This window comes from Pandoraea norimbergensis (assembly GCF_001465545.3).
GTDB classification, from domain to species: Bacteria; Pseudomonadota; Gammaproteobacteria; order Burkholderiales; family Burkholderiaceae; genus Pandoraea; species Pandoraea norimbergensis.
This window is the reverse complement of record NZ_CP013480.3, coordinates 4,460,220-4,485,810: the sequence shown is the minus strand read 5'-3', so window position 1 is coordinate 4,485,810 and position 25,591 is coordinate 4,460,220. Positions and strand designations below refer to the sequence as shown.

The following is a 25,591-nucleotide window of genomic DNA, read 5'->3' as shown; positions in this document are numbered from 1 at the left end:
GTAGTGGCGGGGAAAGGACGATTCTAGCAGGCGCGGCGCGTTGCCGCCCAAACGGGGCCACTTGGCGGGAATAACGGCTTCAAACGGGTTCGGCCAGAAAGGGTTCGACTGAAAAGCGTTCGGCCAAAAAAAAGCCGGAACCAGGTTCCGGCATAACTAGGCACACGTAACGTCAATAACAAAGAGGAGATGGAAGCGCCCACGGTAGGCACTTCCGAAGGGTCAGAGCGACGTGACGCGGGATTAGTTCAACCGATGTGCCAACTTTTTGATGCTGCGGCGCAACATGCGGCCGGCACATCATCGGCTACGCCGCACCGATCGCGTTGATCAGCGCGGGGCCTGTTGCTGCGGGGCTTGCAGCAGAATTTCGACGCGGCGGTTCTGCGCGCGGCCTTCGGCCGTGGCATCCGACGCGACCGGCTGGCTCGACGCCACGCCCACACCCTGCAAACGGTTCGCGGCAACACCGCGGCTCGTCAGGAACTGGATGACCGAATTGGCACGGTTTTGCGAGAGCGGAATGTTGATACGGTCGCCACCGGTGCTATCCGTATGCCCGATCACGCGTGCCGTAATGCCCGGATTCTGATTGAGCGAATTGGCGAGGTCGGTCAGCACGGCAGCAAAATTGGGCTTGATGGCGTACTGGTTGGTATCGAACGTCACGTCGCTCGGCACGTTGACCTGAAGCTGGCCGTCCGGGCGTTCGGTAATTTGCGTGCCGGTGCCGGCCGTGTGGCCGCCCAGCGTGTTCTTGATGGACTGCCAGTTGTAACCCGCCGCACCACCGGCGGCGGCACCTACCGCAGCGCCGATCAACGTGCCCGTCGTGTTGCCACCGATGAGGTTACCCAGACCCGCCCCGACCGCCGCGCCGACGCCGGTACCGACCGCCGTGTTGGTGCCCTGCGGCGTCTGGCAGCCGGCCAGCATGGCGGCGGCGACCAGGACAAGCGCCGAAGCGCGCAGAGTGTTCTTATTCATATAAGGCTCCTTCTCGATTAGCTTGCTGTGATGAGACACACGTGAGCACTTCGCGGAAGCACGCGCGCCTGGCATGGGTTTTGACGCCAGCCGGCGCGACGTCTTTTACAATAGTGCCGAGTGTCAACCGCTGGCAAGGACAGATTGCCACGGTGACTGGTTCCCCAAAACACGTGCGCCTCGCATGCTAATCGAGAGCGCGCGCCACGGATGTTACAAGTTGTTAGCGATGCGCCGGCCCGTCCGCGTGCCGCTACAGAGCGAGAGACCGACATGGAAGTAGCGCAAATCAACGACGTACTGCGAGGCATCGTCGACCCCGATACGGGGCTGGATCTGGTCGCCGGCAAGTATGTGAAACGAGTCGACGCCGAGCACGGTCATGTCGGCATCGCCATCGAATTCGGTTACCCGGCGAAAAGTCAGTTCGAAGCCATGCGCGCGCGCATCACCGACGCCGTCGGCAAACTGCCCGGGGTAGAGCGGGTTGCTGTCGAAATCAGCCAGAAGATTGTCGCGCACGCCGTTCAACGTGGCGTCAAGCTCCTTCCCAATGTGAAAAACATTGTGGCGGTTGCCTCGGGCAAGGGCGGCGTGGGCAAGAGCACCACGGCGGTCAATCTGGCGCTCGCGCTGGCGGCCGAAGGGGCGAATGTCGGGATTCTCGATGCCGACATCTACGGCCCGTCGCTGCCCACGCTGCTGGGCATTCACGGCAAGCCCGAGTCGAAGGACGGCAAGTCGCTCGAGCCGATGGTCGGCCACGGCTTGCAGGCCAGCTCCATCGGCTTTCTGATCGAGCCGGACAACCCCATGGTGTGGCGCGGCCCGATGGTGACACAGGCGCTCGAGCAACTGCTCAACCAGACCAACTGGAAGGATCTCGACTACCTGATCGTCGACATGCCGCCGGGCACGGGCGACATTCAGCTCACGCTGGCGCAGAAGGTGCCGGTCACGGGCGCGGTCATCGTGACCACCCCGCAGGACCTGGCGCTGCTTGACGCGCGCAAGGGTCTCAAGATGTTCGAGAAGGTTGGCGTCCCGATTTTGGGGCTGATCGAGAACATGAGCCTGCATATCTGCTCAAACTGCGGTCATGAAGAGCCGATCTTCGGCGTGGGCGGCGGCGAGCGCATGAGCCACGACTTCGATGTCGATCTGCTGGGCAAGCTGCCGCTGGAGATGAGCATCCGCGTGCACGCGGACGCCGGCATGCCAAGCGTGGTGGGTGACCCCGACGGCCGCGTTGCCGAGCTGTACAAGGCCATTGCCCGCAAGATCGCGGTGAAGATCGCCTCGAAGCAGAAGGACATGACGAGCAAGTTCCCGTCGATCGTGGTTCAGAACACGTAAGCGGGTTGACTGCGCAGGCTGACGGCGCGGCTGTTGGGGCGGGCTGCCGGGCGGTGCGTGTGAAAAAATCACCGCACCGCAACAATCGCGTAAAATACGCCCACTTTTTACGTACTACCCCAGTTCAGGCCCACACATGAGCATCAAGTCCGATAAATGGATCCGGCGAATGGCCGAAGCGCACGGCATGATCGAGCCCTTCGAGCCGACGCAGATCCGCTATTCCCAGGACGGGCAGAAGATCGTCAGCTACGGCACGTCGAGCTACGGCTACGACATCCGCTGTGCGCCTGAATTCAAGGTCTTCACGAACATCAATTCGACGATCGTCGATCCGAAGAACTTCGACGAGAAGTCCTTTGTCGACGTCGAGAGCGATGTCTGCATCATTCCGCCGAACTCGTTCGCGCTGGCCCGCACCGTCGAGTACTTCCGCATTCCGCGCAGTGTGCTCACCGTGTGTCTGGGCAAATCGACGTATGCCCGCTGCGGCATCATCGTGAACGTGACGCCGTTCGAACCCGAATGGGAGGGCTACGTGACCCTGGAATTCTCGAACACGACGCCGCTGCCGGCCAAGATCTACGCCAACGAAGGCGTTGCTCAAGTGCTGTTCTTCGAGTCCGACGAAGTCTGCGAGACCTCGTACAAGGACCGCGGCGGGAAGTATCAAGGACAGCGTGGTGTCACGCTGCCGAAAACCTAGCCCATTACGCTAGTGACTCGCCGCCGGTGAGCATCCTCTCTATTGCACTGCCCAAGAGCCACGGCCATGTCGGACCGTGGCTCGTTCTTTTGTCGAAGGGACGCCAATGAAATTCCGTTTTCCGATCGTCATCATTGACGAGGACTTCCGCTCCGAAAATATCTCCGGATCCGGGATTCGTTCTTTGGCGGAGGCCATCGAAGCCGAGGGCATGGAGGTCAATGGCCTGACGAGCTACGGCGATCTGACGTCGTTCGCGCAACAGGCCAGCCGCGCGTCGAGCTTCATTCTGTCGATCGACGACGATGAGTTCGGCACGTTCTCGAGCGAAGCGGGCGGTGAAGGCGAGGGCGAGTTGGCGCTGGCCATCATCAACCTGCGCGCGTTCGTGCAGGAAGTGCGCCGCCGCAATCCTGACATTCCGATTTTCCTGTACGGCGAGACGCGCACGTCGCGTCACATCCCGAACGACATCCTGCGCGAGCTGCACGGCTTCATTCACATGTTCGAAGACACGCCCGAGTTCGTGGCGCGTCACATCATCCGTGAAGCCAAGTCGTACCTCGACTCGCTGCCGCCGCCGTTCTTCCGCTCGCTCACGCACTATGCGGCCGACGGCTCGTACTCGTGGCACTGCCCGGGGCACTCGGGCGGTGTGGCGTTCCTGAAGAGCCCGGTGGGCCAGATGTTCCACCAGTTCTTCGGCGAGAACATGTTGCGCGCTGACGTCTGTAACGCCGTGGAAGAGCTTGGTCAACTGCTTGATCACAACGGTCCGGTGGGCGCGTCGGAGCGCAATGCTGCGCGCATCTTCAACGCCGATCACCTGTTCTTCGTGACCAACGGCACGTCGACGTCGAACAAGATCGTCTGGCACGCGACCGTCGCCCCGGGCGACATCGTCGTGGTCGACCGCAACTGCCACAAGTCGATCCTGCACGCGATCACGATGACGGGCGCCGTGCCGGTGTTCCTCACGCCGACGCGTAATCACCTCGGCATCATCGGCCCGATTCCGAAGTCGGAATTTGACCCGGAAGTGATCCGCGCGAAGATCGAGGCCAACCCGTTCGCCCGCGAAGTGCTGGAGCGCGACCCGAACGCCAAGCCACGCATCCTGACGATCACGCAAAGCACGTATGACGGCGTGATCTACAACGTCGAGATGATCAAGGAAGTGCTGGGCAACACGATCGACACGCTGCACTTCGACGAAGCCTGGCTGCCGCACGCGACGTTCCACGAGTTCTATCGCGACATGCACGCCATTGGCGAAGGCCGCCCGCGCTCGTCGGAAGCGACCATCTACGCCACGCACTCCACGCACAAGCTGCTCGCGGGTATCTCGCAGGCCTCGCAGATCGTGGTGCAAGAAGCGGACACACGCAATTTCGATACGTACCGCTTCAACGAGGCGTATCTGATGCACACGTCGACGTCGCCGCAGTACGCCATCATCGCCTCGTGCGACGTGGCGGCCGCGATGATGGAGCCGCCGGGCGGCACGGCGCTGGTGGAAGAGTCGATTGTCGAGGCGCTCGACTTCCGCCGCGCCATGCGCAAGGTGGCGAACGAGTACGGCGACTCGTGGTGGTTCTCGGTCTGGGGCCCGGACAATCTGGGCGACGAAGGCACGATTCAGCGCGACGACTGGGTGCTGCGCGCGAACGAGCGCTGGCACGGCTTCGGCGATCTGGCCGAAGGCTTCAACATGCTCGACCCGATCAAGGCGACGATCATCACGCCGGGGCTGGACGTGGACGGCGAGTTCGGCGAATCGGGTATTCCGGCCGCTATCGTCACCAAGTACCTTGCCGAGCACGGCATCATCGTCGAGAAGACCGGTCTGTACTCGTTCTTCATCATGTTCACGATCGGTATCACCAAGGGCCGCTGGAACTCGATGGTGACCGAGCTGCAACAGTTCAAGGACGACTACGATCACAACCGTCCGCTGTGGCGCGTGCTGCCCGAGTTCGTGGCGAAATTCCCGCGTTACGAGCGTATCGGTCTGCGCGACCTGTGCGATCAGATTCACAGCGTGTACAAGGCCAACGACGTGGCGCGCGTAACGACCGAGATGTATCTCTCGGACATGCAGCCGGCGATGAAGCCGACCGACGCGTTCTCGAAGCTGGCACACCGCCAGATCGACCGCGTGTCGATCGACGAACTCGAAGGGCGCGTGACCAGCGTGCTGCTCACGCCGTACCCGCCGGGCATTCCGCTGCTGATTCCGGGCGAGCGCTTCAACGCCGCGATCATCGAGTACCTGCGCTTCGCACGTGACTTCAACGAGCGTTTCCCGGGCTTCCACACCGATATTCACGGTCTGGTGGTCGAAGAGGTCGACGGCCGTCCGGAATACTTCGTGGACTGCGTGCGCCAAGACGCCAGTTAATCGGCGATTGCCTTGACCGCCCCGTGCCCGTGCGCGGGGCTGTGATGGCACCCACAACACCCTGCGAGCCATCTGGTTCGCAGGGTGTTGTCGTTTTGGGCGGCCTCCTGAGCGGCTGCCTGAGCGGCTGCCTGAGTGATTTCCTGAGTGATTTCCTGAGTGAATTCCGATGCCTGCTGTCACTGGCCATACGCCGCTTTCTCGCATCGCAACTTGCGGATATCGCCCAAACGCGTGTCTCCGCTTTGCCCGAATGTTCCCAATGTCGTCAAAATCCCGCCGAGATGCCGGGAAAACGATGGCAAACACCCCGATCCCGGTGTAAATCGATGGCGTTAAGGGTATGCTTGGTCGTCCTATTTTTGGGAAATTACCCAAGAATGTGACGTAATCCCGTTGCTAAACTCGTCGCTTTTCGGATGTCGGAGGGGGGATCATGGGTGTTACGGGACAACTGGTCTTCAGCAATTACGGCACGCTCGTTTGCGCCACACTGGTCCTGCTGCTAGGCCGCAAGCTGGTCGAATGGATCGGGCCGCTTCGGACGTACAGCATTCCCGAACCTGTCGCGGCGGGCCTGCTGGTGGCATTCGCCACGCTGGCCCTGCGTCAGTTCGGGCACTTCGAACTGAAGTTCGATACCTCGTTGCAAACCCCTCTGATGCTGGCGTTTTTCGCGACCATCGGGCTGTCTGCCAATCTGGCAAGCCTGCGGGCGGGGGGGCGTACGCTGGCACTGTTTCTCGCCGTGGTCGTGGGCATGCTGGTCATGCAGAACACGATCGGCGTCGGTCTGGCCATGCTGCTTGGGCTGCCGCCCGGCGTGGGGCTGCTGGGCGGGTCGATCACGCTGGCCGGTGGTCATGGCACCGGTGCTGCTTGGGGGCACGTCATGACCGAGCGTTACGGCGTGCAGTCTGCCGCCGAAATCGCGATGGCCTGCGCCACGTTTGGCCTCGTGCTCGGCGGTCTGCTCGGCGGCCCGGTGGCAAGGTATCTCGTAGGGCGTCTGGGGCGCTATGGCGCCCACGCACCCGGTGCAGATACGTCAACGTCAGCCCCGGCCCCCGAAGGCTTCGAGCAGCCGCATACGGTTCGCCTGATCACCGCACAGGCGTTGATCGAAACGGTGGCCATGATTGCGATCTGCCTGCTGGGTGGGGAAGTCATCGCGGCGTGGTTGTCGGGCACGGCCTTCGAGCTGCCCACCTTCGTGTGCGTGCTGTTCACGGGCGTGGTGGTGCGCAATGCGCTGGCGCTGGTCGGCTACGAGGTGTTCGACCGGTCGTTGTCGGTACTGGGAAACGTCAGCTTGTCGCTGTTCCTCGCGATGGCGCTGATGGCCCTGCGCCTGTGGGATCTGTCGACGCTGGCGGTGCCGATGATCGTGATTCTGAGCGTGCAGGTGGTGGCGATGGCCGCTTATGCGATCTTCGTCACGTTCCGCGTGATGGGACGTAACTACGATGCCGCAGTGCTGGCGGCTGGCCATTGCGGCTTCGGACTTGGGGCGACGCCGACGGCTATCGCGAATATGCAGGCGGTCACGGAACGCTTCGGGCCGTCGCATCTCGCCTTCCTGATCGTGCCGATGGTTGGAGCGTTCTTCATCGACATCGTCAACGCCATCGTGATCAAGGGCTTTCTGTCGTTACCGATCTTCTGATATCGGTCGTTGCAAAGTCGAGCAGGCAAAGAAAAAGCCACCCAATCGGGTGGCTTTTTCATCGTTGCGAGGCGTTGCGGTTCAGCTGACTTCGTCCGCTTACTTCGCCAGCTTCGCGCGGGCGGCGGCGATGGCGCGCTTCACTTGCTCGGGGGCCGTGCCGCCGATGTGATTGCGGCTGGAGACCGAGCCTTCGAGCGTCAGGAAACCGAACACGTCCTCGCCCACGAGCGGCGAGAATTTCTGGAGTTCGGCCAGCGACAGGTCGGCCAGATCGATATCGCGATCCGAGCAGATCTTCACGGCGTGGGCCACGATTTCGTGCGCGTCACGGAACGGCAGGCCCTTCTTGACCAGATAGTCGGCCAGATCGGTCGCCGTCGAGAAGCCTTGCAGCGCGGCGTTGCGCATGTTCTCTTCACGCACCTTGATGCCCGGCACCATGTCCGCGAAGATACGCAGCGTGTCGATCACGGTGTCGACCGTGTCGAACAGCGGTTCTTTGTCTTCCTGATTGTCCTTGTTGTAGGCGAGCGGCTGGCCCTTCATCAGCGTCAGCAGCGCAATCAGGTGACCGTTCACGCGGCCGGTCTTGCCACGGGCCAGTTCCGGCACGTCGGGATTCTTCTTCTGCGGCATGATCGAGCTGCCCGTGCAGAAACGGTCGGCCAGATCGATAAAGCCCACGCGCGGGCTCATCCACAACACCAGCTCTTCCGAGAAGCGCGAGATGTGCGTCATCACGAGTGCGGCGGCAGCGGTGAATTCGATCGCGAAGTCGCGGTCCGAGACGGCGTCCAGCGAGTTGGTGCAGACCTCTTCGAAGCCCAGCGTGGCGGCGACGCGCTCGCGGTCGATCGGGTAGCTCGTGCCGGCCAGCGCGGCAGCGCCCAGCGGCAGGCGGTTCACGCGGCGGCGCACGTCGATCATGCGCTCGGCGTCGCGGCTGAACATCTCGAAATACGCCATCAGGTGATGACCGAAGGTCACCGGCTGTGCGACTTGCAGATGGGTAAAGCCCGGCAGGATCGTGGCGCTGTGTTGTTCCGCCAGATCGAGCAGCGCACTGCGCAGGTCGCCGAGGTGCGTGCCGATGCGGTCGATTTCGCTGCGCAGCCACAGGCGGATGTCGGTGGCGACCTGATCGTTACGCGAGCGGCCCGTGTGCAGGCGCTTGCCGGCGTCGCCGATCAGCGCGGTCAGGCGCGCTTCGATGTTCAGGTGAACGTCTTCGAGATCCAGTTGCCATTCGAATTCACCACGCTCGATTTCGCCGCGAATCTGCGTCATGCCGCGCTGGATATCGGCCAGATCCTGGGCACTGATGATGCCCTGTGCGGCCAGCATGTCGGCGTGGGCGAGCGACCCTTCGATGTCGAACAGGGCCATACGCTTGTCGAAGAATACCGACGCGGTATAGCGCTTGACGAGTTCGGAAACGGGTTCGGAAAAGCGAGCCGACCAGGCTTCGCCCTTCTTGTGGAGTTGGGAGGTCATTGTCGTAGCGTAGCTAATCGAGGCCAATCGAGGCAGATTGAAGCGGACCGTAGTGAAAACACGGCAAACCGTGATTATACCAACGCCCGCGCCCCGTCAGGTCTTGGGGTCGATCGCGGGTGCTTGGGCACCTGTTCGCCCGCTCACCGGCTCACCTGTTCGACTGTTACCCGAGCTGTCACGCCTCCCAGCGTCACTGCGCCATCGACAGCGTCCAGATGCGCGGCGGCGCCGACAGACAAAGGCCGGAGGTCGCTTCGTCGAACGCGGCGCGTTGCAGCGCTTCGAGTTTCGCCGCTTTGGCGATGCGCTCGCGTGCCTGATGAATGCGGGCCAGCCGTGTCGGGTCGTCGGGTAGCGCGCAGAGACGGCCGAGGTCGTGCATCAGCGAGCCGCCGAGCCGGTCGAGCGCGGGGCGCAGGCGCGTTGCGAGATCAACCGGTTGCCCCGGCGCGTGCCCTTCGCGTGCCCAGCGGGCGAGCAGGGCGGTCTGCACGAGCTTGCCCGCTTCGATTTGCAGCCGGAAGAACGTGCGTGCCTGCGCGGGCGTCAGGCCGTACTGGCTGGCGCGCTCGCCGACGCTGTCGAGCAGGGCCTGTTCGCGGGGTGTGTCCTGCACGGGTTTGCCGGAGCCGAATTTCGTGCGTGCGACCGCTTCGCTGATCGCCAGACGCTCCAGAATGCCGCGCATGAGCGGGTCAAGGATGGGGTCGATGACTGGTGGTGGCGACGGCTGCGTCACCTTGCCCGCCAATGCTTGTGAGACCAGCCGCACCGCAAACCCCCGCAGACCATGCGGTGCGGCGGTAAATACGCCCGCGTCCTGTTGGGCATTCGCCGTAGCGGGAGAGGCGGTGGATGGGGCGGCGGTGTCGGCAATATCGCCCGCGGAAGGGGCACCGGCATGCGCGGGAGCGCTCAGGAAGCACAGAGATGCGAGGACGGAAGCAAAGACTGATGCGAAGGCAGCGGCGGGAACGGTACCGCGTGGCCGTGCACGTTGCAACGTGGTCTGCACGCGGCGCGCATGCGGCAACAACAGAAGGGAATGCATGATGGATTGGCCCCCCGGCAACAATCGAATCGGATGCGTCGCAATATACCGCCCTATCGACCGTTTTGTCGTTGGGGAGAATCCCAAGGAACCGGCTGGCGTCGACGCGATTCCAGCTGCGCCGACGCCATGTCCCGGGGATGCCCGGGCCGCCTGATCAGCCCGTATTACGCAGGCCGGCGGCGATGCCGTTGATCGACAGATGAATGCCGCGTCGTGCACGTTCGTCCGATTCACCCGCACGGTGTCTGCGTAGCAGTTCCACTTGCAAGTGATTGAGCGGATCGAGGTACGGGAAGCGATTCTTGATCGAGCGGGCGAGCATCGGGTTGTCGGCCAGACGCTCTTCATGCCCGGTAATCAGGGCCAGCGCCTTCGACGTGCTCTCCCATTCCGCGACGATACGGTCGAACACGTGCTTGCGCAGGGCCTCGTCGGGCACCAGCTCGGCATAACGCGACGCCACGCCCAGATCGGTCTTGGCGAGCACCATGTCCATGTTCGACAGCAGGTTCGCGAAGAACGGCCAGTGCTTGACCATCTGGCGCAGCGTCTCCAGCCGTTCATTGCGTGCCGTGTCGTCTTGCGCGGCGTCGAGATATGCGGCGACCGCGCTGCCGAAGCCGTACCAGCCGGTGATCAATAGGCGGCATTGTCCCCATGAAAAGCCCCACGGAATCGCCCGCAGGTCTTCGATGCGGCGTTGCTTCGGGTCCGAGAATTTGCGCGACGCGGGGCGCGAGCCGATATTGAGCTCGGCGATCTCCGCAATCGGCGTGGCCGAGAAGAAGTAATCGGTGAAGCCGGGCGTCTCGTAGACCAGATGACGATAGGCGCTGAACGCGGTATCCGAGAGCGTCTGCATGACGGCTTCATAGGCGTCGAGCTGCGGCGGCTGGTTGCGGCTGGGCAGCAGCGTGGCTTCGAGCGTGGCCGCGACGATGGTCTCAAGATTGCGCCGCCCGATTTCGGGGTTGGCAAACTTGCTCGCGATGATCTCGCCCTGCTCGGTGAGGCGAATCTGCCCCTTCACCGTGCCCGGCGGTTGCGACAGGATGGCCTGATACGTCGGGCCGCCGCCACGGCCCACGGTGCCGCCACGGCCATGGAAGAGCCGCAGCCGGATGCCTTTTTCTTCGAACAGGTGCACCAGCGCCAGTTCGGCCTTGTACAACTCCCAGTTCGACGTGAGAAAGCCGCCGTCCTTGTTGCTGTCCGAGTAGCCGAGCATGACTTCCTGCTCACCGCCTTGCTGCGTCACCACGTCGGCCATGCCGGGGATGTCGAACAGCGCGCGCATGATGACCGGCGCGTTGCGCAAGTCGGCAATCGTCTCGAACAACGGGATGACCATTGCGCCAACCTTGATGCCGGTCGTGGGCTCGCCGTCCGCGTCGGTCACGTTGGCAGTACCGAGCGCCCCTTGGAAGAGCCCGGTCTCTTTTTGCAGCAGCATGACTTCGACCAGATCGCTCACCGTTTCCGTGTGCGAAATGATGTAGTTGCGTACCGCACGTGCGCCGAAGCGCGCCCGGATCTCGCGCGCTGCGCCGAACACGGCCAACTCGTCGCGCGTGCGTTGCGAATAGTCGAGATAAGGCGAGAACAGCGGACGCGGTTCGCGTAGCTCTTGCAGCAACAACGCGAGCTTTTCGTCCTCCGACAATTGCGCGTAATTCGCCTCGACGCCCGCCTTGGCGAACAGTTCGGCGATAACGGCTTCATGCACGTCCGAACTCTGGCGCAGGTCGATGCTGGCCAGATGGAAGCCGAACACTTCGGCCGCGCGCACCAGCGGCCCGAGGCGCTGCGAAATCAGCGCGCCGCCGTGATGCGACATGAGCGATGCGACGACAGTATTCAGGTCCGAGACGAACTCGGCGGCGTCGAGATACGGGCTGGCCTCGCCCACGGCGCCACGATGCGGCACGTGACCGACCCACGCGTGCGCGGTGGCTGCCAGACGAGCGTAGACGCCGATCAGCGCGCGGCGATACGGCTCGTCGGTGCGGTGCGGCGAATCGTCGGGCGAGCGCTTTGCAAGCGTGAGCAACGCGTCGCTGGCACCGGCCAGCAGTTGCGACACCGACAGCTCTGCCCCGAGCAAGTGCACCTGTTCCAGATAGTGCGCAAAGATCTCGGTGGCCTGACGCGTGATCGCCAGTTGCAGCGTCTGCGCCGTCACATTCGGGTTGCCGTCGCGATCGCCGCCGATCCAGCTACCCATTTGCAGGAAACGGCCAAGCGCCTGCGGGCGAACGCCGGGCGCGGCTTCCGACAACTCGGCGCTCACGTCGGCATACAGGCCCGGAATTTCGGTCAGGAACGTGCTGCGGTAATACGACAGCGCGTTGTCGATCTCATCCGCCACCGTCAGGCGCGAACTACGCAGCATGCGTGTCTGCCAGAGGGTGGTCACGTAGGCACGCATCGCTTCGGTATTGCGGGCCGATTCGCGTTCGGTGAGGGCGTCGTCGCGATGGGCGAGCAGGCGGGCGATCTCGCGCTCGGCGTCGAGAATGCTCTTGCGCTGCACTTCGGTCGGGTGAGCGGTCAGCACCGGTACGATCAGCGCGCTCGCGAAGAACGCTTGCAGCGTAGCGGGATCGGCCAGACCGGCGTCTTTCAGGCTTTGCAGTGCGGCGGCCAGACTGCCCGGCTGTGCCTTGCTGCCAGCAAGCGCGTGCACGCGGCGGCGGCGGTTGTGATGGCGGTCTTCGGCAATGTTCGCGAGGTGAGAGAAGTAGCTGAAGGCGCGTACCACCTGAATGGCCTGTTCGTTCGACAGGCCATTGAGCAGCGTATCGAGCGCCTGGGCGGCGCTGCGGTCGTCTTCGCGGTGAAAGCGCACGGCGTTCTGGCGAATGGTTTCGACCAGATCGAAGGCGTCGCTGCCTTGCTGCTCGCGCAGCACGTCGCCCAGCAGGCGGCCGAGGAAGCGGATGTCCTCGCGCAGCGGGGCGTCTTTGTCCTCGCGAGAGCGGCGGGCGCGTTCCTTGCCCGGCGGCGAAGCGGCTGCGGCCTCACCAGTAGTGGATGTGGCCGCCGATGCTGCTTCTGCGGGTGACGTGTTGCCGACCGACGGGGCGAGACCCTCTTGCGGGGTATCTGCCGTTGCGCTGCTCTTCATGTCGCTCCTCTCGAAGCCGGCAGTCTGAGCCGCCGGCCAAGCGTGATACCATTTTTTCTTTTGGTCTTCACGCGGTTGCTGAATGAACTTCGCTGCTCCTGAAACCCTGGTGATCGCATCGCGCGAGAGCCGACTCGCCATGTGGCAAGCCGAACACGTGCGTGACGCGCTGCACAAATTATATCCGCAGTGTCACGTGAGTATCCTCGGCATGACTACTCGCGGTGACCAGATCCTCGACCGCTCGCTCGCCAAGGTCGGCGGCAAGGGGTTGTTCGTCAAAGAACTCGAACTCGCGCTCGCCGACGGACGCGCCGATCTCGCCGTGCATTCGCTCAAGGATGTGCCGATGCAACTGCCCGAGGGCTTCACGCTTGCTGCGGTGCTCGAGCGTGAAGATCCGTGCGACGCGTTCGTGAGCAATGACTACGACAGCCTCGATGCGCTGCCCGCCGGTGCCGTGGTCGGCACGTCGAGCCTGCGTCGCGAGGTGAGCTTGCGCACGCAGTATCCGCATCTGAAAGTGGCGCCGTTGCGCGGCAATCTCGATACGCGTCTGGGCAAGCTCGACCGTGGCGACTTCTCGGCAATCATTCTTGCCGCTGCCGGTTTGAAGCGTCTGGGTCTGGGTGAGCGTATCCGTGCCATTCTGCCACCGGAAGCGAGCCTGCCGGCGGCCGGTCAGGGCGCATTGGGCATCGAAGTGCGTGCCGGACGTCCCGAAATCCTGCAATGGCTCTCCCCGCTGCATGACGCCCGCACCACATTGGCTGTGAGCGCCGAGCGCGCGGTGTCGCGTGCGCTGGGTGGCTCGTGTCAGGTGCCGCTCGGTGCGTTCGCCGAATTCGACGCACAGGGCGCGCTGTCGCTGCGCGCGTTCATCGCCTCGACGGACGGCGCCACGGTGTTGCGCGCCGAAGGCGCTGCAACGGTTGAACAAGGCGACGTGGCCGGTGCCGAAGCCCTTGGCAAGCGTGTTGCGCAGGAACTCATCGACGCGGGTGGGCTGGCACTGGTGCCGCCGTCCGAGTCAAAGGACTGATGCGTTTGGGCCCGCGCGCGCCGGTTCCTTCACGCTGTGTCATCCTGACGCGCCCCGACGGGCAGAGCGGTGCGCTCGCCGCCGCTCTGCAAGCGGAAGGCATCGACTCGTTCGCCTTCCCGCTGCTGCACATTGCGGCGCAAGCCGACGCCGATGCCTTGGCGGCGCTCGATACCGCGCTGAACGATCTCTCCACGTACGCACTGGCGGTGTTTGTCTCGCCGAATGCCGTGTCACACGCGTTGTCGCGGCTCGTGTTTCTGAAGTCGGGCGCGAGCGCCACATCGGTGGGCATGGGGGCTACGGGTGCTGCGAGTACTGCAACGGCGTATTGGCCGATGGCGCTGCCGGTGGCTGTCGTCGGCCCGGGCAGCGCACAGGCATTGGCAGAAGCGGGCATCGCACCGCCGCAGCATCAGGTGATCGTGCCCCCGGGCGGCCCCGACGCGCGCTTCGATTCCGAAGCGTTGCTGGCAGAACTCGATGTCGCTGCATTGGCCGGACGCCGCGTGCTGATCGTGCGCGGTGACGGCGGGCGCGAGTTGCTCGCCGACACGTTTCGTGCCGCCGGCGCTCAGGTCGACATCGTGAGCGCGTACACTCGACGTGCCCCGGCCCCGGACGCATCCGCTTGGGCGGCGCTTGAAGCCCGACTGACCTCAAGCGTGCCTTGCGCTTGGGTGCTGACCAGCTCTGAAGCCGTGCGCCATCTGGCGTCGATGCTGGCGGCCCGATACGGAACACAAGAAGGCGTACATACGCCCGGCACCCCGCACGTTCTGGCGCAAATCCTTGCTGCGCCGTGCTTTACGTCGCATGCGCGCATCGCCGATGCCGCGCGGGCTGCGGGGTTTGATAGGATTACGCAGTGCGCGGCTGGCGACGAGAACTTGCTGGCGGCACTCAAAACATGGGCGGATCCCATTCAAGTCAAGCATGACGACAGATAATCGCGTTCCCGAGTCTTCCCCAAATTCGCCGGCATCGACCGGCCCGGCGGCGTCGAGCCCCTCGGCTGCGCCTTACGGCACGGCGGGTGTTCCGCCCGCGTGGACACCGCCCGAGCCGCCGCAAAAGCGTCGCGGCAGCGGGGCAGCCCTGCCGTGGCTGCTCTTCGTGCTGGTGTCGGCCGGCGCCGGTATCGGCGGCTGGTCTCTCAATCAGAAGCTCGACCGCGTACAGCAAGAGATGGCCCGCCGTGCGCAGGCTGGCGACGCACAGGTCATGCAGGCGCAGGTGCGCACCGCACAGGCGCTCGATAACCAGCGCGACTTACAGAACCGGCTCACAGCGCTCGAAGGCCGCGTGGCCGATTCGCGCAGTCAGCAGGCGTCGCTCGAACAGCTCTATCAGGAACTCGCACACAACCGCGATGAGTGGGTGCTGGCCGAGACCGAGCAGATCGTCACGAGTGCCAACCAGCAGTTGCAGCTCACCGGTAACGTGCGTGGCGCGCTGATTGCGCTCGAAGGCGCCGATGCGCGTCTGGCGCGCACTGGCGCGCCGCAACTGGCTGGCGTGCGCGATGCGCTCAAGAAAGATATCGATCGTCTGAAGGCGGTACCGGCGGCCGATTTGCCGCAACTGACCGGCAAGCTCGATCAGGCCATCGCCATGATCGATACGTTGCCGTTGCAAGCGGAAGAGCAACGTGCTGCGCCGAAGTCCGACGCCACGGGCCCGAGCGGGGCCGGCGACACCGGCTGGCGCGAGACACTGAACCGTTTGTCGGGCGAGATGCTCGGCAGTCTCAAGCAATTGGTGCAGGTGCGCCGTCTGGACGACCCGGACGTGATGCTCGTCGCGCCGGAGCAAGGGGCGTTCCTGCGGGCCAACCTGAAGCTGCGCCTGCTGAACGCGCGTCTGGCGTTGCTCGCACGCAATGCGGCCGCCGTGCACACCGATGTGCTGGTGGCACAGGCCGCCCTCGACAAGTACTTCGACGGCAAGTCGCGTCGCATCGGTGCGGTCAAAACGTTGCTCGATCAGGTCGATTCGGGTGCCCGCACCATCGAACTGCCCACGCTTGACGCCAGCCTGACCGCCATCGGTCAGGTCAAGGACGTCAAGGACAAGCCGTAAGGAGCCCTGGATGAGAGGATTGATCTGGTTGACGCTCCTGTTCGCGGTGGCGGCCGGCTTTGCCGTGCTGGCCACGTTCAATCACGGGCAGGTGGTGATGCTGGTGCCGCCGTACCGTGTGGACGTTTCGCTGAACCTGTTCGTGCTGGCACTGCTGGCACTGTTCTTCGCGCTATACGTGATCATTCGCGTGCTGCGCAACATCTACAAGATGCCGGAGCGCGTCGCGGCGTACCGCAATCGCCAACGCAGCCGTCGCGCAAACATCGCGTTGCGCGACGCCGTGGCCAATCTCTTCGCCGGCCGTTACACGCGGGCTGAAAAAGCCGCGCGTGAAGCGGCAGAGCAGGACGATAACCGCGGCGTGGCGGCCATCATCGGCGCGCGTGCGGCGCATCGCATGCGAGAGTTTGCGCGTCGCGATACGTGGCTGGCCGAAGCGCAGGGCGCGAATCTCGAAGAAGCCCGTCTGTTGCAGACGGCCGAGCTGCGCGTCGACACGCGCGATGCAGAAGGCGCACTCGAAGCGCTGACTGAAATGCGGGCGCAAGGCGCACGGCGCATGCAGGCGCAATTGGTGGCCCTGCGGGCGCATCAGCATCTGAAGCACTGGCCTGAAGTGCTGAGTCTGCTCAAGGTACTGGAGAAGCGCGAAGCGCTGCATCCGGCGCTGGCGGCCAAGCTCAAGCAGACGGCCAGTGAAGGTATCTTGCGTGATCACCGCCACGATGCCGACGCCTTGCTCAAGTGCTGGCACGAACTGCCGGCCGACGCGCGCACGTCGTCGCGTACGGCTGATGTGGCGGCGGAGTTGCTGATTGCGCTCGATCGCCCGCGTGAAGCCCGCGACATCGTCGAGGCAGCATTGGCCGAACATTGGGACCCGCGTTTGCTGCGCCGCTACGCTGACTGTGCGGGGGGCGACGCACTGCCGCTCATCCAGAAGGCCGAAGCGTGGCAGCAACGCCACCCGAACGATCCCGACCTGCTCTACGCACTCGGCAAGCTCTGCCAGCACCAACGCTTGTGGGGCAAGGCGCAGACGTTCCTCGAAGGGGCGTTGCGTCACACCGACGACCGTCATCTGCAACAGCGTCTGCATCTGGCGCTCGCGCAGCTCTTCGAAGGGCTTGGCCAGATGGAACAGGCCAATCGCCATTACCGGGCGTGTGCTACGGCCTGAGTGACATAAGACGGCGCCAGCCATTGCGGCTGGCGCTTTTGCGTTAATCGGCTGCGTAGTTACATTGTTGCTGGATCAGATAGTCAAAGTTCGGGCGAGGGTAGTCACGTCTGTCGTCGTTACTGAAATGGCGCAGGTCGCGCAACATCGAAATCGCTTCGAGATCGGTAAAGCCCAACTGGTCGTACTCGTCTTCCAGTGACGTGATCGCGACCAGTCTCGCCAGCACCTGTTCGGCATCCTGTGGCGGGCAACGATCGATATGCCGGGCCGTCGCCATTACCGCATCCTTGATATCGGCATCGTGGGCGCGGGTAGAGGCGTCCAACGTCGCGCGCATGATCTGAGGAAGCGAGCCGGCCGCACAGGCTCCGTACAACGTCGTCGCCAGCGCATCCCATCCGGGCCCGCGTATGACCTTTGCCCCGTTACTCAACATCCCAAGTATGGCCACCTCCCGATCCGCATCGGGCAAGTCAGCGATGCATTTCGCCAATTGGTTGGCTGTCGACGTCTCGTAGTACCCCTCGCAGCGCTGGACACTGGCAAACGTGTCGCGCCAGGCATTCAATCGCGCGGCCTGCGGCATTGCGGCGATAGCATCGAGACGGCTACGCAGTACGCAGTCAAAACGCGTGTTACGTGCGGTACGCACCAGCACTTTGGCGTCCGGCAGGTGCTGTTCGGCAGATGTGTCGAACATCAAGTCGACCATTGCTTGTGTCGTTCTTTGTTCAAGCGTGTTGTGCAAGGCCAGCAAATTTTCGAACGCTGAATTCCAGCAGGTCAGATTCGGGTTCGCTTGGAGCGAACGTAAGAGATGCTCGAAATGCCGCTTCGCTTCAGGCAGCGGGGACGTTGTCAGATGAACGTGCGTGGCCAGCGCTGACAAGCTTTTCGGATCACTGGCGATAGTGATCAAGGTCCCATCCGTGACACCTGCCGGCACGACGTTGTCGACGTCGAGCGCTAGCTGGGGCGTGACGACTTGCGTGAGCCGGGGCGCGGTTGTCGGCACACAGGTGGGGGCGAACGTCGTGACGAAGCAGAAATTCGTATCACTGATGCCATCAAAGTCAGTGACGAACGAGGGCAGGTCGGCTTGATACCGTTTCGCCGGCGGTTCACCTTCCTGCGTCGGGTGTGTCAGTCGTTGCGGGGTGCTGCTTGAAGGGCCGATAGCGAACAAGTCGAACTCCAATGACATGAGGGGAGCGGCAGGGTGTCACGATGCTAGCGCCCGGGCTATGGTGTTCGGTCAACCGATTACGTCCCGTGGTCAAATCCCGCGATTACGTTCCGCGCTTACGTCCCATATACGCGCTCAGCAAGGTCTTCCAGCGCTTCGCTGAGAAGCGCGTCGAAATCGGGCCGCGGATAATGTCGCGCGTGGTCCAACTCGGTGGCGTTGCGCACTGCTTGCAGGGCGTCGAGCGATTGCTCTTTCGTGAAGATCGGCAGTTGCGCGTATTCCGCGCGCATCGCCGCGAGGTTCGTGAGCGTGCTCACGATCACGTCGACGTGGTCCTCGGGGAACTGCGGCACTGCCTGTGCCAGCGCTTTCAGAACGTCCAGGGTTGCGTTCGGATGTGAGGCGAACGCGACGGCATCGAGCAACGTTTGCGCCAGGGGCACGCGATCTCTCTCCGGGGTGACGTCCATCAGCACCGTCGCCAGTTCGCCCCAGCCCCAGGTAGTCTCGCTGTTGTCGGCATTCAGGGCGGCACTCAACGTTGCCGTGGAAGCCGCTGTTCGCTCACTCTCCGGCAACGAGGGGATTGCCCGTGCAAGCCGGGTCAACCGGCCCGCGTCGCAATAGTCGCCCGCGCGCCGCAAACCGGTGAGCGTGTTTTCCCACAATTGTGCGTGTCGCGAAGCGACTATCGGCGCGGGTGAAGGCTGCGGCGTCGCGGTCTGCGCAGCATCGGGAGAGGCGAGTGTCGATGCTGCCGGCATGGCGCAGTGCGCCAGGGCGTGGGTATGTTGCAGCAACGCGGCGTCCAGACGCGCCTCGACCGTCTCGCAAGCCAATGAGAACGCATGTCCGTGGCGATCGTCTTCCGAGCTGGGAAGGATGGCCAGAATGGCGTCGGCGATACGGTGTTGCAGGGGAATACGCAACGCCGCCAACTGTTCGAACGCCTGTCCCCATTCCCTGATCAGGGGCGACGCTTCGAGTCTTCCCGCCAGACGGCCAAACAGACGTTGTGCGTCGGCTAGGGGCAGGTGCTTGAGACTTTCGCACAAGGTGTGGAATTGCAGGCTGTTCGGATTTGTGGCGATGGCTTGCAGTGTCGCGTCGAGTGCGGAATCGGGCAGATCGGCGATATCGCGCATGACCGCATTGGCGCTCGCGTTCAGGGCGATGGCGGGTGAGATACGCGATAACGCGGCACTACGCTCTCGCTGCGCATCCCTACGCGTCGCGTCAGTGCAGTTGCCATCGTCCGGTCCGCCGAAGCCGCCGGGCAGCCGGTCACGCGCCGTGTCGTGGTCATCGACGGCCGGCCTCCCGCTATCGGTGGATCCGGAGATCGTCGAAGACGAGTTGTCTGCGATGGAATCCGCTGGTGTACGGGGCGGGGTGACATGGTAAGCATTGACTGGAAACACGGCAGAGTCCTATGACAAGGAGGGCGGAGACGATGAGAAACATCGTGCCGCCGCGCTTGCTTCGTCACTTTCATGCAGCGCTCATTCGCCGTAGAGCCGTCCCCTCAATTACCCGTTCCAGCCATTTCACCCAAACCACCTGACGCTCAGTCGATCGCCGCCACCGCCTCGTTCGCCGAACTCTGCCGCAGCGGAATCTCCGGCAAGCGGCTGAGCGCTACGATGGCGAGTGCCGCGACGAGTGCGCTGCCGCCGAAGAATGCGCCGAATGCGAGACGCAGATGATCTTCCATCCCGGCCGGTGCGCCGCCGGGGCGCAGGAAGTCGGTCAGCTCGTGCGGTGCCGAACCGTCGCCGCCCATCACCAGCAACCCGACGATGATCGCCCCGAACAGGGCGACCCCGATCATCCCGCCCAGCGCGCGGAAGAACGCATGCGCGGCGGTGGCAATACCGATATCGCGTGGCGCCACAGCGTTCTGCGTGGCCACCGTCATGACCGGCATGGCCGAGCCGAAGCCGATGCCGACCAGCCCCAGACACGCACCGATGACCACGAGCGGCAATGACTCAACGCCGATAGCGATCACCGCGAGCCCCAGCAACGCGGCAGGCAACCCAATTTGCGGCGGGCGTTTGTAATGCCCGGTCGCGCGCATGTAGTGCCCGGAAGACAGCGCGCCGATCACGATGCCAAGCAACGGCAGAATCAGCATCAGGCCAGAACTACTGGCCGACTGGCCGCGCTGCAATTGCAGATAGAGCGGCACGTAGATGCCGATGCTGATGTTCACCATCATCACCAGCACGGCCATTGTCGAGGTCACGCGAAACACCGGGTTGGCCAGCAAGGCGAGCGGCAACAACGGCTCGGCGGCGCTGCGCTGGCGTCGCAGGAACGCGGCACCCATCACGACCGTCACCACGACCAACCCGACAATTTCCTTCGACGCCCACGGGTAACGATGACCGCCCCACGTGAGCGCGAGCAACAGGGCGACCGTCGAGACGATCAACAGCAGCGAGCCCAGATAGTCGATCGTCGGACGCCCCACACGGCGGGGCAGACGGCGCAGCGCGCGGTCGCTCAGGTAGATCGCGAGCAAGCCCAGCGGGATGTTGATCCAGAAGATGAGCGTCCAGTTCAGGTACTGCGCGAACACGCCGCCCGTCACTGGCCCGGCGACGCCCGAGACCGCGAACATCCCCGAGATATAGCCCTGATACCGGCCACGTTCGCGCGGCGAGACGATATCGGCGATGACCGTATTGGACAGCGCGATCAACCCGCCGCCGCCCAGCCCCTGCACGCCGCGCGCGATGATGAGTGTGAGCATCGTGGGCGCGAGCGCGCACAGAATCGAGCCGACCAGAAACACCGCGACGCTCAGGGCGATGATGCCGCGCCGCCCGAACAGATCGGAGAGTTTGCCAACGATCGGTGTGATCGCGGTCGACGAGAGCAGATACGCGGTGACCACCCACGAGACGGCGTCGAAGCTGCCCAGATCGCGGGCAATCGTCGGCAGCGCCGGCGCGACGATGGTCTGGTCGAGCGAACCGAGAAACATGATTAGCAGCAGGCCGGAGAGAATCGACTTGATCTCGGCGGGCGTGAGCGAGACGCCGGCCGGCGTCGTCTGTGAGTCGTTGGCGGGCATGCGGTTTCGGGGAAAAAAACAGGCCATCCCGGAGCGGATGGCCTGATGCATGTTACTCCCAAGGCGGGCACTCGACTACAACGCCCGCCGCGTCTCGGTCTCGGCGATCAAGACGTTGTTTTATACAGCGATCCGGCGGCGCGTCGAAAAAACCTTCCGCTTAGTACGCCGGATTCGCCTCGAAGAGACACCGCCGTCACTGGTTCACCAGCCGCGCCGGCACGGCGAGCGTGAGCAGACCGCCGATCACCATGAAGGCGGTGAGCAGGTACATACCGCTGTTGGTGCTTTGCGTGGTGTCTTTGAGAAAGCCGATCAGGTAGGGGCCGACGAAGCCCGCGAGGTTACCCAGAGAGTTGATCATCGCGATACCGGCTGCCGCAGCGGTTCCGCCCAGAAACGCCGTGGGCAGGCTCCAGAACAGCGGCAGCACGATCATGATGCCCATGGTGCCGAACGTGAGCGCCAGCATGGCCAGTTGCGTGTTGTGGCTCCACGTCGTCGACAGGAACAGCCCCACCGCACCGATGAATGCCGGGATGGCGATGTGCCAGCGCCGCTCGCCGCGCACGTCGGAGCGGCGGCCGACCAGCACCATCGCGATCACCGCGAAGAAATACGGAATCGCGGTGAGCAGCCCGATTTGCAGCGGATCGGTCACGCCGGTGCCCTTGACGATCGTCGGCAGCCAGAAGCCCACGCCGTAGAGGCCGATCACGAACGAGAAGTAGATCAGGCTCATCATCCAAACGCGCGGGCTCGAGAACACCTGCGCGAGCGGCAGATCTTCCTTGGTGAGCACGTCGCTTGCGATGTTGCGCTCCAGCATGGACTTCTCGGCCTCGCCCAGCCACTTCGCATCGCGAATGCGGTCATCGAGTACGAACAGCACCACGATGCCGATGATCACCGACGGAATTGCTTCGAGCAGGAACATCCACTGCCAGCCGGCCAGCCCCGAGACACCGGTCATGTCCTTGAGAATCCAGCCCGAGATCGGTCCGCCGATCAGCCCCGAGAGCGCCACGGCCGTCATGAACCATGCGGTCATGCGTCCGCGCCGCGAGGCCGGGTACCAATAGGTGATGTAGAGAATGATGCCGGGGAAGAAGCCCGCTTCGGCCACGCCGAGCAGGAATCGCATGACGTAGAACATCGAGGGCGTGGTGACGAACATCGTCGCGCCCGAGATGATGCCCCACGAAATCATGATGCGGGCAATCCATACGCGTGCGCCGACGCGGTGCAGGATCACGTTGCTCGGCACTTCGAAGATGAAGTAGCCGATGAAGAAGATGCCGGCGCCGAGGCCGAACACCGTCTCGGAGAATTGCAGATCGCCGACCATCTGCAACTTGGCAAAGCCCACGTTCACGCGATCGAGGTACGCGACCACGTAGCACAGCAGCAAAAACGGAATCAACCGCCAGCCCACCTTGCGGTAGGTGGCTTCTTCGAAGCCCGCCGGTAGCGAGTCTGCCATCGGCGTGGGGGGCGTCGGAATGCTATTCATACGGATCTCCTCCGGAATGACGTTGTGTTGTCTGTCGTTATGTGTGTTCGACAACTACGGTGCTTCGGTGCGATGAACTGCACAAACTGCAAATAGCAAGAAAAGCAAAACAAGCAAAAGCAAACGCAAACGCAAAAGCGATGTCAGATGCAGCGCCCGCCGTCCACTTCGAGGCAGACGCCGGTGATGAAGGCGGCGTCGTCGCTGGCCAGATAAAGGCAGGCGTTGGCGATGTCCTGCGGGGTGGAGAAGCGTCCGAGCGGAATGCCGGCGAGGAATTTGGCGCGGTTCTCGGGGGTGTTGGGCACGCCCATGAAGTCGGCGGTCAGGCCCGTGTCGCCGATGACCGGATTGACGCAGTTCACGCGAATGTTGTTCGGCCCGAATTCGGCGGCCATGGCCTTGCTGGCAGTGATCACGGCGCCTTTGCTGCCGTTGTACCAGACGAGCCCCGGGCGAGGGCGCACGCCTGCGGTGGAGGCGATGTTGATCATCACGCCGCCGCCGCGTTGCAGGAAATAGGGGACCATGGCGCGCGCGCTCCAGAAGATGCTCTTGACGTTGACCGCATACACGCGATCGAACTCGGCCTCCGTCACTTCCAGCAGCGGCTTGTTGCGATGGGTAGTGCCCGCGTTGTTCACCACGATGTCCAACTGGCCGAAGCGCGTCACCGCCTCGTCGAGCAGGGTGACGTGATCGCCCTCGCGAGACACGTCGCCGTAGACGAATGCGGCGCGTCCGCCCGCTTCGGTGATCTCGTTGGCAACGCGCTCACCCGCTTCGCGGTTCAGATCGTTGACGATCACCGCGGCGCCTTCGTGCGCAAACGTCTTGGCGATACCTTCACCGAAACCCGAACCCGCCCCTGTGACGATCGCCACTTTGTCTTGCAAACGCATGCCTTGTCTCCTGAGTTGCCTTGTCTGTCAAAGCGCGAGGTGATCCCGTGGTGGCCACTTACGCGCTTCGCGCCGATCTATGTCAGGTTGCGTGCTGCTTGAACTGCGACTGCTTGCTGCGTGTATTCGATACGGATCATCCGTGCCGGATGGCAACGGTCTTGAGCGTGGTGAAGCCGTACAGCGCTTCGAAACCTTTCTCGCGTCCGTGGCCGGAGTGCCGCATGCCCCCGAAGGGCAACTCCACGCCGCCGCCTGCGCCGTAGTTGTTGATGAACACCTGCCCCGCGCGAATCGCGCGGGCGAGACGCATCTGGCGTCCGCCGTCTTGCGTCCACACGCCAGCGGCGAGGCCGTAAAGCGTGCCGTTGGCGAGCCGCACGGCATCGGCTTCATCGGTGAAGGGCATCGCGGCGAGCACTGGCCCGAACACTTCCTCTCGGGCGAGCCGGTGCTCGGCGGGTACGTCGCGCAGCAACGTCGGCGCTTGATAGAAACCGCTTTCCGGCGCACTGCCGACGACTTCGCCTTGCGACATCAGCGCGATACCGTCGTGCTGCGCTTCGGAGAGGAAATCCCACACGCGCTGCTGTTGCTTCGCGTTGATGAGCGGTCCGAGATCGAGATCGTCGCCCGAGGGCCCGACGCGCAGCTTCGCAAACGCTTCAGCCAGATGCGCGAGCACCGTTTCATACGCGTCGCGTTGGACGAGCAGACGGCTGCCGGCAGAACACGTCTGCCCGGCGTTCTGCACGATGGCATTCACGACGACCGGTAACACGGCGTCCATGTCGGCGTCGGCAAACACGATCTGCGGCGACTTGCCGCCCAGCTCCAGCGTGACCGGCGTGTGATTCTCGGCGGCCATCTGCGAGATCAGCATGCCGGTCGCAGGCGAGCCCGTGAACGAGATGTGATCGATGCCCGGGTGCCGGGCCAGCGCGGCGCCGGCCTCGGCGCCGTAACCCGTCACGACGTTGAGCGCACCGGGCGGCAGTCCGGCGTCGGCGGCCAGTTCTGCCACGCGCAGCAACGACAGACAGGCGTCTTCGGCCGGCTTGACCACGCAGGCATTGCCGGTCGCGAGCGCCGCAGCGACACTGCGCCCGAAGATCTGCAACGGGTAGTTCCAGGGAATGATGTGCCCCGTCACGCCATGCGGCTCGCGCACGGTAAAGACGGTGTAGCCCTGCTGATACGGAATGGTTTCGCCGTGCAGCTTATCGGCGGCACCGGCGTAGAACTCGAAGTAACGCACGATGGCCGCCGCATCGGCGCGCGCCTGCTTGAGCGGCTTGCCGGTGTCGCGCGCTTCGAGCTGCGCGAGCGCTTCGTGGTGTTTGGCGAGGGTGTTGGCAATGGCGTAGAGCACGCGGCCCCGCTCTGCCGCGGAGAAGGCCCCCCATTCGCCATCGAACGCCGCGCGGGCCGTTTTCACGGCACGGTCGATGTCTTCAGCGTCGCCACGGGCAATTTGCGTGAACGGCTGACCATCGGACGGGTCGATGACGGGAATCGCCGGGCTTTTCGCCGGAGCGACCCATTGGTTGCCGATGAAGTGTGTAGCTTCTGGCATGTCGACTGCACCTCGCGCCGGGTTGGACGATCGGATGATTTCGGATGACGTCGGTCATTATCACTTAACTCACGAGGGCATTGACCGTCGTATGGGGCGCATCCGCATAAACACCTAATTCAATCGCAATGCAATTAAAGAGATTTTATTGCAATTTTTTCTCGCCTATCCTTGATCACATCGGATCGCCAGACGGGTGTTCTCCGGTGGCGTGATCTCCCG

General features: G+C 63.6%; 18 protein-coding genes. 8 read left to right on the top strand and 10 right to left on the bottom strand.

Annotation, left to right across the window (positions count from 1 at the left end; translation table 11 throughout):
- Nucleotides 1–330 precede the first annotated feature (330 nt).
- On the bottom strand, nt 331–987 hold the full coding sequence (locus AT302_RS19540) for an OmpA family protein (protein WP_058375439.1): 657 nt from the start codon (nt 985–987) through the stop codon (nt 331–333).
- A gap of 273 nt (nt 988–1,260) precedes the next feature.
- Here AT302_RS19540 and apbC point away from each other — a divergent pair, with 273 nt between their 5' ends.
- The 4 genes from apbC to gltS all read left to right on the top strand — a co-directional run bounded on the left by apbC (nt 1,261) and on the right by gltS (nt 7,116).
- A complete protein-coding gene (apbC, locus tag AT302_RS19535) occupies nt 1,261–2,343 on the top strand; it encodes an iron-sulfur cluster carrier protein ApbC (RefSeq protein WP_058375438.1) in 1,083 nt (360 codons plus the stop codon).
- A gap of 136 nt (nt 2,344–2,479) precedes the next feature.
- Nucleotides 2,480–3,049 carry a dCTP deaminase gene (gene dcd / locus AT302_RS19530; RefSeq protein ID WP_058375437.1) on the top strand — a complete coding sequence of 190 codons (570 nt, stop codon included), beginning with the start codon at nt 2,480–2,482 and terminating at the stop codon, nt 3,047–3,049.
- A 106-nt stretch (nt 3,050–3,155) separates the two neighbouring features.
- Nucleotides 3,156–5,450: an arginine/lysine/ornithine decarboxylase gene (locus AT302_RS19525; RefSeq protein WP_058375436.1), complete on the top strand. Its 2,295-nt coding sequence runs from the start codon at nt 3,156–3,158 to the stop codon at nt 5,448–5,450.
- A gap of 436 nt (nt 5,451–5,886) precedes the next feature.
- Nucleotides 5,887–7,116 (top strand): sodium/glutamate symporter, encoded by a 1,230-nt coding sequence (gene gltS, locus AT302_RS19520; protein WP_058375435.1) that lies wholly within the window; start codon nt 5,887–5,889, stop codon nt 7,114–7,116.
- A 99-nt stretch (nt 7,117–7,215) separates the two neighbouring features.
- On the opposite strand, the gene argH is transcribed toward gltS, so the two are convergent.
- From argH to ppc, 3 genes are all read right to left on the bottom strand, one after another.
- The gene (gene argH / locus AT302_RS19515; protein ID WP_058375434.1) at nt 7,216–8,613 is read right to left on the bottom strand and encodes an argininosuccinate lyase; all 1,398 of its coding nucleotides are present in this window, start codon (nt 8,611–8,613) and stop codon (nt 7,216–7,218) included.
- Nucleotides 8,614–8,806: 193 nt separating this feature from the next.
- Nucleotides 8,807–9,667 (bottom strand): gamma subclass chorismate mutase AroQ, encoded by an 861-nt coding sequence (gene aroQ, locus AT302_RS19510; RefSeq protein ID WP_058375433.1) that lies wholly within the window; start codon nt 9,665–9,667, stop codon nt 8,807–8,809.
- A 157-nt stretch (nt 9,668–9,824) separates the two neighbouring features.
- Nucleotides 9,825–12,797 carry a phosphoenolpyruvate carboxylase gene (gene ppc / locus AT302_RS19505; protein ID WP_058375432.1) on the bottom strand — a complete coding sequence of 991 codons (2,973 nt, stop codon included), beginning with the start codon at nt 12,795–12,797 and terminating at the stop codon, nt 9,825–9,827.
- An 82-nt stretch (nt 12,798–12,879) separates the two neighbouring features.
- Here ppc and hemC point away from each other — a divergent pair, with 82 nt between their 5' ends.
- The 4 genes from hemC to AT302_RS19490 are packed head-to-tail and all read left to right on the top strand — an operon-like array spanning nt 12,880 to nt 17,104.
- Nucleotides 12,880–13,839 (top strand): hydroxymethylbilane synthase, encoded by a 960-nt coding sequence (gene hemC / locus AT302_RS19500; protein WP_058375431.1) that lies wholly within the window; start codon nt 12,880–12,882, stop codon nt 13,837–13,839.
- Nucleotides 13,839–14,789, top strand: coding sequence for a uroporphyrinogen-III synthase (locus AT302_RS27375; protein ID WP_058375430.1), 951 nt, complete (start codon nt 13,839–13,841; stop codon nt 14,787–14,789). Before hemC ends, AT302_RS27375 begins: the two co-directional genes overlap by 1 nt.
- The gene (locus AT302_RS27370) at nt 14,776–15,921 is read left to right on the top strand and encodes a uroporphyrinogen-III C-methyltransferase (RefSeq protein WP_058375429.1); all 1,146 of its coding nucleotides are present in this window, start codon (nt 14,776–14,778) and stop codon (nt 15,919–15,921) included. Before AT302_RS27375 ends, AT302_RS27370 begins: the two co-directional genes overlap by 14 nt.
- Nucleotides 15,922–15,931: 10 nt before the next feature.
- Complete coding sequence (locus AT302_RS19490; protein ID WP_058375428.1) at nt 15,932–17,104, top strand: heme biosynthesis HemY N-terminal domain-containing protein; 1,173 nt, start codon at nt 15,932–15,934, stop codon at nt 17,102–17,104.
- Nucleotides 17,105–17,147: 43 nt separating this feature from the next.
- Here the strand turns inward: AT302_RS19490 and AT302_RS19485 are convergent, their stop codons facing one another.
- The 6 genes from AT302_RS19485 to AT302_RS19460 form a co-directional block, all read right to left on the bottom strand.
- Nucleotides 17,148–18,311, bottom strand: a complete 1,164-nt coding sequence (locus AT302_RS19485; RefSeq protein WP_071358932.1) for a hypothetical protein — start codon at nt 18,309–18,311, stop codon at nt 17,148–17,150.
- A 98-nt stretch (nt 18,312–18,409) separates the two neighbouring features.
- Nucleotides 18,410–19,717: a hypothetical protein gene (locus AT302_RS19480; protein WP_157125836.1), complete on the bottom strand. Its 1,308-nt coding sequence runs from the start codon at nt 19,715–19,717 to the stop codon at nt 18,410–18,412.
- 146 nt (nt 19,718–19,863) lie between these two features.
- Entirely contained in the window at nt 19,864–21,378 is a 1,515-nt protein-coding gene (locus AT302_RS19475) for an MDR family MFS transporter (RefSeq protein WP_058375425.1), read from the bottom strand.
- Between the two features lie 196 nt (nt 21,379–21,574).
- Nucleotides 21,575–22,891: an MFS transporter gene (locus tag AT302_RS19470; protein ID WP_058375424.1), complete on the bottom strand. Its 1,317-nt coding sequence runs from the start codon at nt 22,889–22,891 to the stop codon at nt 21,575–21,577.
- Between the two features lie 143 nt (nt 22,892–23,034).
- A complete protein-coding gene (locus tag AT302_RS19465; protein ID WP_058375423.1) occupies nt 23,035–23,793 on the bottom strand; it encodes an SDR family oxidoreductase in 759 nt (252 codons plus the stop codon).
- A gap of 136 nt (nt 23,794–23,929) precedes the next feature.
- The gene (locus AT302_RS19460) at nt 23,930–25,369 is read right to left on the bottom strand and encodes an aldehyde dehydrogenase family protein (RefSeq protein ID WP_058375422.1); all 1,440 of its coding nucleotides are present in this window, start codon (nt 25,367–25,369) and stop codon (nt 23,930–23,932) included.
- Between the last annotated feature and the right edge of the window lie 222 nt (nt 25,370–25,591).